Origin of the sequence: Variovorax trehalosi, from assembly GCF_051216415.1 — a bacterium.
Lineage (GTDB): Bacteria > Pseudomonadota > Gammaproteobacteria > Burkholderiales > Burkholderiaceae_C > Variovorax.
In genome coordinates this window covers 1240615-1254638 of record NZ_JBPJZG010000001.1, presented here as the reverse complement: position 1 = coordinate 1254638, position 14024 = coordinate 1240615, and the positions used below count along the sequence as shown (strand labels likewise).

14 protein-coding genes are annotated in these 14024 nt (G+C 67.2%); 9 read left to right on the top strand and 5 right to left on the bottom strand.

Annotation, left to right across the window (positions count from 1 at the left end; translation table 11 throughout):
* Positions 1-3 precede the first annotated feature (3 nt).
* Complete coding sequence (locus ACSFA7_RS05910) at positions 4-315, bottom strand: phosphopantetheine-binding protein (RefSeq protein WP_176657581.1); 312 nt, start codon at positions 313-315, stop codon at positions 4-6.
* Between the two features lie 102 nt (positions 316-417).
* Here ACSFA7_RS05910 and ACSFA7_RS05905 point away from each other — a divergent pair, with 102 nt between their 5' ends.
* A complete protein-coding gene (locus tag ACSFA7_RS05905) occupies positions 418-1935 on the top strand; it encodes a helicase HerA-like C-terminal domain-containing protein (protein WP_435498497.1) in 1518 nt (505 codons plus the stop codon).
* 35 nt (positions 1936-1970) lie between these two features.
* A complete protein-coding gene (locus ACSFA7_RS05900; RefSeq protein WP_206179090.1) occupies positions 1971-2678 on the top strand; it encodes a Crp/Fnr family transcriptional regulator in 708 nt (235 codons plus the stop codon).
* 13 nt (positions 2679-2691) lie between these two features.
* Here ACSFA7_RS05900 and ACSFA7_RS05895 read toward each other — a convergent pair whose 3' ends face one another.
* The 4 genes from ACSFA7_RS05895 to ACSFA7_RS05880 form a co-directional block, all read right to left on the bottom strand.
* Positions 2692-5052 (bottom strand): DUF6351 family protein, encoded by a 2361-nt coding sequence (locus ACSFA7_RS05895; protein WP_435498496.1) that lies wholly within the window; start codon positions 5050-5052, stop codon positions 2692-2694.
* A 129-nt stretch (positions 5053-5181) separates the two neighbouring features.
* A complete protein-coding gene (locus tag ACSFA7_RS05890) occupies positions 5182-5958 on the bottom strand; it encodes an alpha/beta fold hydrolase (protein ID WP_435498495.1) in 777 nt (258 codons plus the stop codon).
* A 127-nt stretch (positions 5959-6085) separates the two neighbouring features.
* Entirely contained in the window at positions 6086-6727 is a 642-nt protein-coding gene (locus tag ACSFA7_RS05885; protein ID WP_435498494.1) for a DUF1109 domain-containing protein, read from the bottom strand.
* The gene (locus ACSFA7_RS05880; protein WP_435498493.1) at positions 6724-7314 is read right to left on the bottom strand and encodes a sigma-70 family RNA polymerase sigma factor; all 591 of its coding nucleotides are present in this window, start codon (positions 7312-7314) and stop codon (positions 6724-6726) included. The genes ACSFA7_RS05885 and ACSFA7_RS05880 overlap by 4 nt, the downstream gene beginning before the upstream one ends.
* Positions 7315-7426: 112 nt before the next feature.
* Here ACSFA7_RS05880 and ACSFA7_RS05875 point away from each other — a divergent pair, with 112 nt between their 5' ends.
* From ACSFA7_RS05875 to ACSFA7_RS05845, 7 genes are all read left to right on the top strand, one after another.
* Complete coding sequence (locus ACSFA7_RS05875; RefSeq protein ID WP_435498492.1) at positions 7427-7846, top strand: hypothetical protein; 420 nt, start codon at positions 7427-7429, stop codon at positions 7844-7846.
* 25 nt (positions 7847-7871) lie between these two features.
* On the top strand, positions 7872-8339 hold the full coding sequence (locus ACSFA7_RS05870) for a DUF6152 family protein (RefSeq protein ID WP_435498491.1): 468 nt from the start codon (positions 7872-7874) through the stop codon (positions 8337-8339).
* 94 nt (positions 8340-8433) lie between these two features.
* On the top strand, positions 8434-9756 hold the full coding sequence (locus ACSFA7_RS05865; protein WP_435498490.1) for a GTP cyclohydrolase II: 1323 nt from the start codon (positions 8434-8436) through the stop codon (positions 9754-9756).
* Positions 9753-11162 (top strand): URC4/urg3 family protein, encoded by a 1410-nt coding sequence (locus tag ACSFA7_RS05860; protein ID WP_435498489.1) that lies wholly within the window; start codon positions 9753-9755, stop codon positions 11160-11162. Before ACSFA7_RS05865 ends, ACSFA7_RS05860 begins: the two co-directional genes overlap by 4 nt.
* Before the next feature lie 43 nt (positions 11163-11205).
* Positions 11206-11835, top strand: a complete 630-nt coding sequence (gene upp / locus ACSFA7_RS05855; RefSeq protein ID WP_007837874.1) for a uracil phosphoribosyltransferase — start codon at positions 11206-11208, stop codon at positions 11833-11835.
* Between the two features lie 184 nt (positions 11836-12019).
* Positions 12020-13021, top strand: a complete 1002-nt coding sequence (locus ACSFA7_RS05850; RefSeq protein ID WP_206179080.1) for a BMP family protein — start codon at positions 12020-12022, stop codon at positions 13019-13021.
* A gap of 8 nt (positions 13022-13029) precedes the next feature.
* Positions 13030-13980, top strand: a complete 951-nt coding sequence (locus ACSFA7_RS05845) for a 5'-methylthioadenosine/S-adenosylhomocysteine nucleosidase (RefSeq protein ID WP_435498488.1) — start codon at positions 13030-13032, stop codon at positions 13978-13980.
* Positions 13981-14024: the final 44 nt, after the last annotated feature.

Sequence of the window (14024 nt, the reverse complement as noted above, 5' to 3'; positions counted from 1 at the left end):
GGGTCAGGAAGCGCTGCGGTGCTGGGCGACGTGGGTCGCGAGCGTGCGCAGCGACTGGAAGATCTGCTGGTTGCGTTCGTCGTCCGAACGCAACTGGAAGCCGTAGCGCCGCGAGACTTCGAGCGCAACTTCGAGGATGTCGATGGAATCCAGGCCCAGGCCTTCACCGTACAGCGGCTCGGTGGGGACGATGTCCTCAGGCGCAACCTCGAGATTGAGGGCGTTCACGAGCAGCACGGCGAGTTCTTTTTCGATCGGCGACTGTTCTGACGCATCGCCAGTGGCGGGAATGGGGGGCTGAGCAGTCGATGACAAAAAAACCTCCTGAAAACTTTTTCCTGAACCTATCGTGCGGCCGTGGATTATAGGAGTGCCGCTTGATTAGACTGACCGCTTCGATACGACCCGGAGCCCTCCATGGCAGACCCCCTTCTGATCGCCCGCCACGACAGCATCGAGTGCGCCCTCCTCCCCAGTCTTGCCAACCGCCATGGCCTGATCACCGGCGCCACCGGCACCGGCAAGACCGTCACCCTGCAGACCATCGCCGAGAAGCTCTCCAGCATCGGCGTGCCGGTGTTCATGGCCGACGTCAAGGGCGACCTGACCGGCATCAGCCAGAAAGGCGCCGTCGGCGAGAAGCTGGCCGCCACGCTGAAGGAACGCGGCATCGACCTGCCCGAGCCCTCCGCCTGCCCCGTCACGCTGTGGGACGTGTTCGGCGAACAGGGCCACCCGGTGCGGGCCACGGTGTCCGACATGGGCCCGCTGCTGCTGGGCCGCATGCTCGACGTGAACGAAACCCAGGCCGGGGTGCTGAACCTGGTGTTCAAGATCGCCGACGACAACGGCATGCTGCTGCTCGACCTGAAGGACCTGCGCGCCATGCTGCAGTACGTGGGCGAGAACTCCAGCCAGTTCACCACCCAGTACGGCAACATCAGCGCCGCCAGCGTGGGCGCCATCCAGCGCGGCCTGCTGCAGATCGAGACCCAGGGCGGCGACAAGTTCTTCGGCGAGCCGATGCTCAACATCGCCGATTTCATGCAGACCGTGGGCGGCAAGGGCGTGGTCAACGTGCTGGCCGCCGACAAGCTGATGAACTCGCCGCGCCTGTATGCGACCTTCCTGCTCTGGATGCTGTCGGAGCTGTTCGAGCAGCTGCCCGAAATCGGCGACCCCGACCAGCCCAAGCTGGCCTTCTTCTTCGACGAGGCCCACCTGCTCTTCAACGAGGCACCCAAGGCGCTGGTGGAACGCATCGAACTCGTGGTGCGGCTGGTGCGCTCCAAGGGCGTGGGCGTGTATTTCGTCACCCAGAACCCGCTGGACATTCCGGATACGGTGCTGGCCCAGCTCGGCAACCGCGTGCAGCACGCGCTGCGCGCCTTCACCCCGCGCGACCAGAAGGCCGTGAAGGCGGCCGCCAGCACCATGCGCCAGAAGCCGGGCCTCGACATCGAGACCGCCATCACCGAACTGGCTGTCGGCGAGGCGCTGGTGAGCTTCCTGGACGCCAAGGGCCGCCCGAGCGTGACCGAGCGCGTGTTCGTGCTGCCGCCGGGCAGCCAGCTCGGCCCGATCACGCCCGACCAGCGCAAGGCGTTGATCGCCAACTCGCTCGTTGCCGGCGTGTACGAGAAGACCGTGGACCGCGAATCGGCCTACGAAAAGCTCAAGGGCCGCGCCGAGTCCGCGCCCGATGCGCCCGCCGCCAAGGGACAAGCCGGCAAGGCCGGCACCGAGGAAGCCGGCTCCGGCATGGGCGGCATGCTCAACGACATGATCTTCGGCAGCACCGGTCCGCGCGGCGGAAAGCGCGACGGCTTGGTGCAGACCATGGCCAAGTCGGCGGTGCGCACCATGGGCACCTCGGTGGGCAAGGAAATCCTGCGCGGCGTGCTCGGCGGGATCTTCGGCAGCAAGAAGCGCTGAGGCCGGCAACCACCACCTGCACAGCAGAGACCCGGATGTCCACCAGCAAGCTGCCGGACAACGAGGTCCACCAGTTCTGGGAACGCTGCATCTGGCCGCGCGTGCTCACGCAAAGCGAGCGTGAAGTGGTCTACAAGGCGCTCTTCACCCGCGAGCACGGCCCCGGCGAATTCGTCTGCCAGCGCAACGAGATCGCCGACAGCTGGATCGGCGTGATCCGCGGCTTTCTCCGGGTGCAGGACACCTCGGCCGACGGCAAGCCGGTGATGTTCACCGGCGTGGCCACCGGCGGCTGGATCGGCGAAGGCTCGCTGCTGAAGGTCGAGCAGCGCAAGTACGAGATCGCCGCCACGCGCCCCACCACCACGCTGCACCTGCCGCGCGACACCTTCGCGTGGCTGCTGGACCGCAGCGTCCCCTTCAACCACTTCATGCTGTCGCACCTGAACGAGCGGCTGAGCCAGTTCATCGCCACGGTGAAGTTCGACCGGCTGCTGGAGCCCACCGCCCGCGTGGCGCGCGGCATCGCGAGCCTGTTCCATCCGGTGCTCTATCCGAACACCGATGCCACGCTGCAGATCAGCCAGGAAGAAATCGGCTGGATGGTGGGCGTGTCGCGCCAGCGGGTGAACGCGGCGCTGCACGAGCTCGAGGCGGCCCAGCTCATCAAGACGGGCTACGGCTACATCAACGTGCTCGACAGGCAGCGCCTGTCGAGGTTTCCGAACAACCAGCCCGGTTGAGGGCTGTTGAACGTCAGAACGCCACGGACACCGGTGCGGCCGGCAGGTCCTGCCCGCCGGGGCCGTTGCGGAAGGTGGTCGGGCTCCACGGCACCTGCCCCACGCCCGGCTTGCTCCAGTTGCACACGCCGTCGGGGAACGTCGCCTGCAGGCGGACCTGCTGGCCGCCCGTGAAGCGGATGCCGGCATAGTCGGCAGATGCGAAGTCGATCGGCTTCAACTGGCACTTGAACACGTCCTCCGACAGCGGCCCACCGGACACGATGCGCACCGACTCGTAGGGCCTGACCGGGCACGCGGAAGTGGTGAAGCCGATGTCCACCAGTTCGGCCGTGGTCATGCCCGCGGTAGCGATGCAGGAATCGACCGCGTCGGAAGGCTTGTTCTTCACGACCTTCTTTTCCTTCGCATCGCTTGATGTGTCGGCCTCCATGGCGCTCAGCCAGCGGTCCATCATCAGGAAGGCCTGCTTGGTCAGCGCCACGCCGGTGCCGGCCGCGCTCGCCAGCACCACGTGGTTGTCGTGCCCGCCATTGCCTGCATCGAGCCGCGCGCGCTGCTCGAAGGTGCGCCAGGCCATGTGGATGTCGGCGCCCAGCTCGGGCCGCAGATCGATGATCGGCACCTTCGCGAGGTTCTTCGCGTAGCTGACGAGACCGCTGCGATAGAGCGCTGTCATGGCGCTCGGCTGCGCACGGGCGCGTACCGCGGGAATGACGGCCTTGTCGCCCGACCAGACCATGTCGGCATCCCAGCTGCCAATGCCTTCGTTGAGCGCAACGAACTCCTCGGGCGTGATGGCGCCGGAGCGCAAGGCCTTCAGCCCGTACTGCACGCCCGCGTTGTCGTAAGGCAGGTTGGGCACGGTGTTGCCGTTGAGTTCGGCGGTGCCGAGGATCGCAGTCATCACGTCGTGGATGGTGCAGCGCACGCCGTTGGGCCGCAGCACCGGGTCGTACACCAGCGCCGCCGGAAAGCCCGGGCCGCAGTTGGTGGACTGCACCGGGTTCTGCGGCGCGAGGAACGAATACACCCAGCTGGTGCAGTAGTCGGCCGTCGGATGGCCCTCGATGGCCGCCCGCGCCGCTTGCGAGAGGCCTGCGCCCGGGCCGGAGCCGTAGTAGCGCCAGAGATTGCCGCAGTCGCGCGTCTCGATCCAGGTCGTGACCGCGTCGGGGTAGCTGTAGCCGGTCTGCAGGCCGTCGAGCAGGCCCGGCATCACCGAGGCCGGCACCGTCTGCATCATCGAGCCGCCCGAGCCGCCGTCGGACATGGTGAAGCGGATCTCGCCGTAGGTGTCGACGATGTGTTCCTTGACCATCATGATGTTCTCGGTCGCCAGGAACTCGTTGTTGTTGTCGTTGTGGTTCGTCAGTTGCGAATTGACCGTCATGAAGCCGGCGCGCAGCGCGTTGTCGTCGAAGAGCGCCGTGCCCGGGTTCTGCTGGAAGCGGTTGCCCGAGGCCGAGGCGCCCATCTTCCAGAGCACCTTGCCGTTCCAGCCCTTCTGCGGCTCCCACGGCGTCCACGGCTTGGCGGGGTCGAAGTACACCGCCACCTGGTATTCGCTGCGGCCCATGGTGCCCAGCTCCACGCGCAGCAGGGCCTTCACGGTGTCGCCGCGGTCGGTGGTGAAGTTCGCGATGTCGGCGTCCTTCGGGCGCTTGGCCGGGTCGTACTGCAGGAAGCAGGCGTAGGGACCGAAGGGCTGCTGGCCGCAGGCGGTGCCCTCCTTGGCCTTGGGCTGGTAGTAGTAGGTGTAGACGGTGGGCGCGTTGCAGTCGGCATCGACCGGGTCGGCATCGAGCCCGCTCACCTGCGTCGTCACGGAGGCCGAGAGTCCGGTGCCGGGCACCGTCACGGTCGCAACCGAGCCGGCCTTGGTCGCGCAGATCCACGGCTGGACCGGCGTGCCCGCGAAGATGTTGCCGCCGCGGCCGAAGTTCTCGATGGCGAGCTTCGCGCCGGTCTTCGTGGACTTGAGCATGGCGGTGAGCGTGTTGCTGCCCACGCGAAGGCCGGTGACCGTGCCGAGCACGCGGCCGTTGGCGCGAAGGGCGAAGGCGGAAGACACGTCCTTGCCGTCCAGGTCCACGGCCAGGTCGAGCGCGCTCTTGCCCTCGGGCAGCACGATTTCGACATAGGCGTCGCCGTCGCTGATCATGTCGGCGCGGTTCGACAGCGTGCGGATCTTCAACTCGCCGACTGCAGACGCCGGTGGTCCGTCAGGCGGGTTCGTGGGCGGCGCATTGCCCGATGGCGGAACGATCGGCGCGAAGCCGCTGCCGCCGCCCCCGTCTCCGCCGCAGTTGATGAGGGAAGCCAACACACACAGGCCCAGTACCCTGAGCCCCGCTCGATAGATGTCTCGCATCGTGTCTCCTTCGTTATTTGAGGAAAAAGGCGACGCGATTCCACTACTTTCGTTTTCCGCGGACTGTTATGGGAACGACATTTCAGGCCCGACTAGGGTTTGTCCCACGAAGGGCCATCGATGCAGCCGTCAGCGCGGGCTGCCGGCCGCTTCGAGGATCAGGTCGGCGATCTTGTCCGGGTGCGAGATCAGCGAGAGATGGCTCGATGCGATCTCGATGGTCTTCGCGTTCATCCGCTTCGCGAGAAAGCGCTCCAGCTCGGGCGAAGTGGTCCGGTCGTTGGTCGACACGGCGTACCAGCTGGGCTTGGAGCGCCAGGCGGCCTGCGTGGTGCGGCCGGCGAAGAGCGTCTCCGAAATCCGCCCCTGCACCGCATACAGCACCCGGGCCTTCGCAGGATCGATGTCGCCCGCGAAATCGCGAAGGAACGCTTCTTCGCCAAGCTGCGCGAAGCCGCCTGACTTCACGAGCCCGGCCGTGGCCGGCGGCGTCGGAAATTTCGCGGCCAGCGCGCCGTAGTCCTCGCCCGCATCGGGCGCACGCGCCGCCACGTACACCAGCGCCGATACCTTCGGATCGACGCCGGTCTCGCTGATCACCGTGCCGGCCCACGAATGGCCGACCAGCACCGTCGGGCCGTCCTGCAGCGCGAGGATGCGTCGCGTGGCCTCGGCGTCGTCGGCCAGCGAGCTCAACGGGTTCTGCACCGCCGTGGCCTTGAGGCCGGCTGCCTGGAGCCGGCCGATGACTTCCGACCAGCAGGAGCCATCGGCGTAGGCGCCATGGACCAGCACGACGTTGCGTGCGCCGGCGGCGGCGCGCGTCTGCGCGAAGCTGGCCGGGCTGGAGAAGATCGATGCGGCAGCGCCGGCGACGATGGCTGTGGAGAAAGAGCGGCGGTTCATGGTTTTCCTTTGTTGGATCGGGATGAAAAGGTCGGAGGTCGGCGCGTGTTCGTACACGCGCCTCGCAGGGAGCGAACGAGAAAAAGAGAAAGTGTGAAAGGCGCGCTTGCGGTGATCGCGCGCAGCTTCACCAGCGCAAAAGGCGTGGCCCGAGCAAGGCGCCCACGAGCACCGGCACGGCAATGCCGCTGACGTACCAGACCGCGAGGAACGGTGCGGTGAGTTCCATGCAGTGCAGCGCATAGACCGCAGCGCCGACACCGCCCGCGAGCGCCCCCGCCGCAGCACCCGCCAGCGCGGGCTGCGTGGGCGCGAGCCCCCTGAGCACCACCAGCGTGGCCACGAAAACCGGCAGCGCCATCAGCCCGATGCTCACCGCGCAGATGCGCCACGACTGCCCCATGAGCGACGGCATCTGGTCCTCGGCCGGCATGGAGAACCACGCAACGACGGCCAGCGCCCAGACCCCGAGCACCGGCAGCACCGCGCCAACCCACGCCTGCCGCACCGCGACGCCCGGTCGCGCGAGCCGCTGCACCATCAGGAAGCCGGCCGCGGCGATGCACAGCGGAAACAGCACCTTGACCCAGAACATCGGCCAGAACATGGCCTGCACCAGGTCGCGCCGCAGCCCGTACTCGACGAACAGGATGACGAACGACAGCGGCACGCCGACCAGCATCGCCAGCCAGAGCCGCCGGCTCGTCGCGTGGCGCGGCGCAGCCACAGGGCCGTTCGCCAGCATCGCGACCAGATCGTCGGTCTTCATGCGGAAGCACTCCAGTTGTGGCCGAACCGCGCGGCCAGCGCCTTGAGCCCGCGGTGGATGCCGACCTTCACCGCCGACTCGGACATGCCGGTCAGGCTCGCAGTCTCGGCCACCGAGAGGCCTTCGATCTTCACGTGCACGATCGGCAGGCGCTGGCGCTCGGGCAGCGTCTCGAGCAGGCCGCCCAGGTCGCGCCTTGCGTCGCTGGCCTCGGTGGCCGACTCGGCGAACACCGCGAGGTCGTCGTCCAGCGGGTCATGCAGGTCTTCGCGGACCGACTTGGCGCGCAGGAGGTCGATCATCTTGTAGCGCGCAATGGCATGCACCCAGGCCGTCAGCGGCTGGTCGCTCTGGTAGGTGTGACGCTGGTTGTGCATGGCGAGCAGGCATTCCTGGACGAGGTCTTCCACTTCATCGGGCCAGCCAAAGAGGCGCTTGCCCAGAAAGGCGCGCAGATGCGCGCTGAGTTTCTGCAGGAATTCGCGGTAGGCCTTCGCATCGCCATCGAGGCCCCGAAGGAACAGGCTCCGCAGCGCCACTTCCGCGTCGCTCATTTGCATCCTGCTACCTTCAGTGATTCGTGCCATCGGGCTGGCTGGTTACAGCCTGGTCGAAAAATAGTGCGTTGGATTGTGCCGCGACATGGAAAGTGCCAGCGCCCGCAAGCCCTTCGCCCGTACCTTGGGCTAAGCTGCGCCGATGTTCAGCGGACTCGTCTCGCACCCTTGGGCCTATCCGGCGCTGGAGGTGGTGCACATCGTCGGCATTGCGCTGCTGTTCGGCGGGCTTTTCGTGTTCGAGCTGCGCGCCCTGGGCATGGGGCGCGAGCTGCCCGCGCCGCTGCTGGCGCGCATGACGCTGCGCCCCGCCCTCGCTGGCTTCGGCCTGTGCGCGGTCACCGGGCTCACGATGTTCTCCGGCCAGCCCGACGAACTGCTGGCCAATACTGCCTTTCGGATCAAGATGCTCCTGATCGCGCTGGCCGGCGCCAACGCGGCGCTCTTTCACTTTCGCAGCGGCGTTGCAGCCCTGGATCGGTTCGCCAGGGTGCAATGCCTTCTGTCCTTGGGGTTTTGGCTCGCTGTCATCATCTGCGGGCGCTGGATCGCCTACCTCTGAACCGCCCGAACCGAAGGAGACCGAGATGATGCAAAGACGCCTCTTCATTGCTGCCTCGACGAGCCTCGCCCTGCCCGCCTGGGCCCACCATGGATGGAGCAGCTTCGACCAGGAGCGCCCGCTGTACCTGGAGGGCCGCGCGACCAAGGTCCTGTGGCGCAACCCGCATGGCGAACTGGAGCTCGAACTGCCCGACAACCCCACGCTCCCCGCCGATCTGAAGCAACGTGCATTGCCGAAGCAGTCGACCGCCGTCGACGGCCCCGCGCTGCTGGCCAAGGCGCAATTGCCGACGCGGCGCGACCGCAAATGGCAGGTCGAGCTGGCACCCCTCACGCGCCTGCAGGCCTGGGGCGTCGAAGAGATCAAGCCCGGCACCCAGGTGGGCGTGCTCGGCTTCACCTTCACCGGCGAGAAAGGCGATGCGGTGCTGCGCGCCGAATACCTGTTCGTCGGCGGCAAGACTTACGGCCTGCGCTCCTCGCCAGCCTGAGCATCACGCGCCGTTCGATGGATGCGGGGCATGGTCCGCCCCGGCTTGCCAGCCGCACGCGCGATCGGTACATTGCATTTTTTGAGGGCCTGCAATGTCCGTAGATAGCACCGAGATCCCTTCCGCACTGCCGGCTGGCACCACGCCGCTTTCGCCTCTCCCTCCGCTGCACCCCTCCTCCTCGACCGGCCACATCCGCCTGACCTCGCATGCCGGCGGCTTCGGCGCGCTGCCCATCCAGTGGGGCGCGGCCACCGCTGCCGAGCGCGGCCCGGTGGTCGGTACGACAACCAAACGCGCGCACCGCAACGTCATCGGCACCCACAGCGGCTCGTACAGCGTGTACCGCGCGCTCGCGGTGGCCTCGGGTGCCCTGAAGCGCGAACACAAGGCCGACCTCACCAACACCTCGCCCACCGACGTGATCGGCCCCTATCCGCAGTGGGGCGAGCCGGGCCGCATCGTCTCGCTCGACCCCTGGGGCGCGCTGGTGGCCGATGCGTTCTCCACCGAGCTGGCCGCGGGCTACGACATCCGCCCGACCATCGCGATCACCAAGGCGCACGTGATCCTGCCCGAGGTGATCGAGGCGCTGCAAAGCGGGCGCCTGAAGGCCGACGGCCACTTCCTCACCTCGGGCGGCGCCGCGATGGTGACCAAGGCGGCCATCGAGCCCGTGTGGTATCTCCCCGAGGTGGCACGCCGCTTCGGCTGCTCCGAGACCGACCTGCGCCGCACGCTCTTCGAGGAGACCGGCGGCATGTACCCCGAGCTCGTCACGCGCTCCGACCTGGAGGTGTTCCTGCCGCCCATCGGCGGGCAGACGCTCTACATCTTCGGCAACCCGCGCGACCTGGCCAACCCCGAGGTGGAGCTCACCGCGCGCATCCACGACGAATGCAACGGCTCGGACGTGTTCGGCTCCGACATCTGCACCTGCCGCCCCTACCTCACGCACGCGATCGAGGAATGCATCCAGGGCGCACAGCGCGGCGGCGTGGGGCTCATTGCCTATTCGCGCAAGGAAGGCCGCGCGCTGGGAGAAGTGACCAAGTTCCTGGTCTACAACGCCCGCAAGCGCCAGGTGGGCGGCGACACGGCCGACCAGTACTTCGCGCGCACCGAGTGCGTGGCCGGCGTGCAGGACATGCGCTTCCAGGAGCTGATGCCCGACGTCTTCCACTGGCTGGGCATCAGGAAGATCCATCGGCTCGTGTCGATGAGCAACATGAAGTTCGACGCGATCACCGGCTCGGGCATCGAGATCGGCGAGCGCGTGAACATTCCCGACGAACTGATCCCGGCCGACGCCCGCGTCGAGATGGACGCCAAGATGGCCGCCGGCTACTTCACGCCCGGCCCCGTGCCGGACGCCGAAGAACTGAAAAAGGCCAAGGGCCGCGGACTCACCGAATGACCATCAGCCACCACACCGACCCGAACATGCCCGTCGACGGCTCCGGCAGCCTGCCGGCCGGCGGCGCGGGCAAGGTCGACCCATCGATCGAATTCACCGCGGACACCGCCCATCCGGCCGGCGCGGCCTCGCTGCTGCGCACCACCGCCGCCATCCGCCAGCGTGCGGGCGCCCTGCTGGCGCGCGCGCGCCGCGGCGAGTCGCAGTGGTTCCGCATCGGCAGCGACGACGCGCTCGAAGATGCGGCGCGCACCGTGGCCGAGGTCACGCGCGAGCGCTATCCGTGGGACACCATCCCGTACCACAGCCGCTGGCGCCACTTCGAGGCCGGCGGCATCGACCGGCTGAAGCAGCTCGACCAGCTGCTCGGCAAAGGCATCGACGCCCGCCAGCGCGCCCGCGCGCACATCGACCTCGTGCTGGTGAGCGTGCTCCTCGATGCCGGCGCCGGCCCCGACTGGCGCTACACCGAGCCCGCCACCGGCGAGCGCTACACGCGCTCCGAAGGCCTGGGCGTGGCGAGCTTCCATGCCTTCACCAGCGGGCTTTTCTCGTCCGACCCCGACCATCCGCTGCAGGCCGACGCAGCCGGCCTCAAGGGCCTGGTGGCAGACCGGCTGGGCGACGCCTTCCAGGTGAGCGAGGTCAATCCGCTGGTGGGCCTTTCGGGCCGCGCCACGCTGCTGCGCCGGCTCGGCGAGGCGATGAGCGAGCAGCCCGAGACCTTCGGCGACGATGGCCGGCCCGGCCGCCTGTTCGACGCGCTGGTCGGCCCCTACGGCCCGGCCGCGCCGCCCACGGCGGAGATCACGGCGCACCAGATCCTCTCGCTGCTGCTGGAGACGCTCTCGCGCATCTGGCCCTCGGCGAACTCGGTGGACAGCATCGCGATCGACGGCAGTGACAGCGCCGGCGGCATCGGATCGGGCGATCCGGCGTTGGCGCTCGGCGACTGCTGGCGCCACAGCGCGGTGCGCGGTCCCGGTCTCACTAACGGCTGGATGCCCTTTCACAAGCTCTCGCAGTGGCTCACCTACTCGCTGCTCGAACCCTTCGAATGGGCCGGCGTGAAGGTGCGCCATCTCGATGCGCTCACCGCCCTGCCCGAGTACCGCAACGGAGGCCTGCTGATCGACAGCGGCGTGATCGTGCCGAAGGATGCGGCCTTCCTCACCCGCCGCTGGAAGGCCAGCGACGAATTCATCGTCGAATGGCGCGCGCTCACCGTGGCGCTGCTCGACGAGGTGGCGCCGCGCGTGCGCAAGGTGCTCGACCGCACCGAGGAAGAGCTGCCGCTGGCCTGCGTGCTCGAAGGCGGCACCTGGGCGGCCGGCCGGGCACTGGCACAGCGCTTGCGAGACGGAGCGCCACCGCTCCTGATCGAGAGCGACGGCACCGTCTTTTAGACTCCGGGGTTCACATTCAGCAGCAACGCCAGAAAAAATTCCAATGAGCAACGTTCACCTCGTCAATCACCCCCTCGTCCAGCACAAGCTCACGCTGATGCGCCGCAAGGATGCGTCCACCAACAGCTTCCGCCGGCTCCTCAATGAGATCAGCATGCTCATGGCCTACGAGGTCACGCGCGACATGCCGATGCAGGACATCGAGGTCGAAACCCCGCTGGAGACCATGCAGGCCAAGGTCATCGACGGCAAGAAGCTGGTGCTGGTGTCGATCCTGCGCGCCGGCACCGGCATCCTGGACGGCATGCTGACCGTGGTGCCGGGCGCCCGCGTCGGTCACATCGGCCTCTACCGCGACCCCAAGACGCTCACCGCCGTCGAGTACTACTTCAAGATGCCCGGCGAGATGGAGAACCGCGACGTGATCGTGGTCGACCCGATGCTGGCCACCGGCAATTCGGCCGTGGCTGCGGTCGAACGGCTGAAGGAACTCAACCCGAAGTCGATCAAGTTCGTGTGCCTGCTGACCTGCCCCGAAGGCGTGGCGACGATGCAGAAGGCGCACCCGGATGTGCCGATCTACACCGCGGCGATCGATCGCGAACTGAACAGCCACGGGTACATCCTCCCTGGCCTCGGCGACGCCGGCGACCGCATCTTCGGCACGAAATAGGCTCGCCCCCAGGCTGCGCGGCACTTCGTGTCCGCTTCTCCTTCCCCCTACCGGGGGCAACACCTGAGGCCCGGCGAAGCCGGTTCCTCGGTGTTCGCTGGAAGGGGCCGGCCCGTCGCGGAGTCCGGTTGACGGGCATGAGGATTGCAGGGCTGGTTCTTTCATTTCAATCGAGGAGAAAACCGTGACAGCACGCCGTCAGTTGATCATTCGTTCCGTCGCCATTGCCGCGGCACTTGCGGCCGGCGCGCCGGGCATCGCGCTTGCGCAGGCCAAGCTCAAGGTGGCGGCGGTGTACACCGTGCCGTTCGAGCAGCAATGGGTGGGGCGCATCCACAAGGCGCTGAAGGCAGCCGAGGCGCGCGGGGAGATCGAATACAAGGCCACCGAGAACGTCAGCAACGCCGACTACGAGCGCGTGATGCGCGAATACGCCACCGGCGGCAACCAGTTGATCCTGGGCGAGGTGTTCGGCGTGGAAGCGGCGGCGCGCAAGGTCGCAAAGGACTTCCCGAAGGTCGCCTTCCTGATGGGCTCGTCGCTCAAGCCGCAGGCGCCCAACTTCAGCGTGTTCGACAACTACATCCAGGAACCCGCCTACCTGAGCGGCATGGTCGCCGGCGGCATGACCAAGAGCAACCGCATCGGCATGGTCGGCGGCTTCCCGATTCCCGAGGTCAACCGGCTGATGAACGCGTTCATGGCCGGCGCGAAGGAAACGAACCCGAAGGTCGAGTTCAGCGTGAGCTTCATCAACAGCTGGTTCGACCCACCGAAGGCCAAGGAAGCGGCCTTCGCGATGATCGACAAGGGGGCGGACGTGATGTACGCCGAACGCTTCGGCGTCTCGGATGCCGCCAAGGAAAAGGGCAAGCTCGCGATCGGCAACGTGATCGACACGCAGAGCCAGTACCCCGACACGGTGGTCGCCTCGGCCTTGTGGAACTTCGAGCCCTCGGCCGACCGGGCGATCAAGCTGGTGAAGGAAGGCAAGTTCGCCGCCGAAGACTACGGCGTGTATTCGCAGATGAAGCACAAGGGCTCTGAGCTTGCGCCGCTCGGCACGTTCGAGAAGAAAGTGCCGGCCGACATCGTCGCCAAGGTGAAGGCCAAGCAGGCGGACATCCTCTCGGGCAAGTTCACCGTGAAAGTGGATGACGGCCAACCCAAGTCCACGGCAAAGTGAGCAAACGAATGACGACGATGCGCTGGCGCACTCTTCTCGCGGCCGGCGCGCTGGCCCTCGGTCTCACGGGCTGCGTCGGTGTCTACAAAGGCACCGGCGTCAGCATCAACAGCAGCACGCGGCTGGACGACACGCCGCGCATCGCGGTGATCTCCGCCTTCGAGCCCGAGCTCAAGCTGCTGCTCGCGCGCCTGCAGGGGCCCGCGAAACACAGCGTGAACGGCGTCGAGTTCACCACCGGCACGCTCGAAGGCAAGCCGGTCGTGCTGTTCCTCTCGGGCATCAGCATGACGAACGCGACGATGAACACGCAGCTCGTGCTCAACCGATTTCGCGTGACGAGCATCGTGTTCAGCGGCATCGCGGGCGGCGTGAATCCGTCGCTGCATGTCGGCGACGTGACGGTGCCCGCGCAATGGGGCCAATACCTCGAAGTGCTGATGGCACGCGAAACCGCACCCGGCAAGTACACCGCGCCGCCCTTCATCAAGGACGCCACATTCCCGAACTTCGGGATGGTGCATCCGCGCCCGGTCGAGGTCCGCTCGGCCGCCAGGCCGCAGATCGAGCGCAAGTTCTGGTTCGAAGTCGACCCGAAGATGCTCGAGGTGGCCCGCAGCATCCGCAACGTCGACCTGGCGAACTGCAGCGCCGGCAAGTGCCTCGCACGCAAGCCCCAGCTCGTGATCGGCGGCAACGGCGTCTCGGGCCAGGCCTTCATGGACAACATGGCATTCCGCCAGTACACGTTCAAGACCTTCCAGGCCAACGTGCTCGACATGGAAACCGCAGCCGTGGGCATGGTGGCATACAGCAACGGCGTACCGTACATCGCCTTCCGCTCGCTCAGCGACCTTGCGGGCGGCGGCGACGGCGAGAACGAGATGGGCACCTTCATGGGCATCGCGGCGGACAACTCGGCCAAGGTGATGCTGGCGTTCCTGGCTGCGTGGAAGTGACTCCGCTTCCTCTCCCTTCCCCTCTGGGGGAGGGTTGGGGTGGG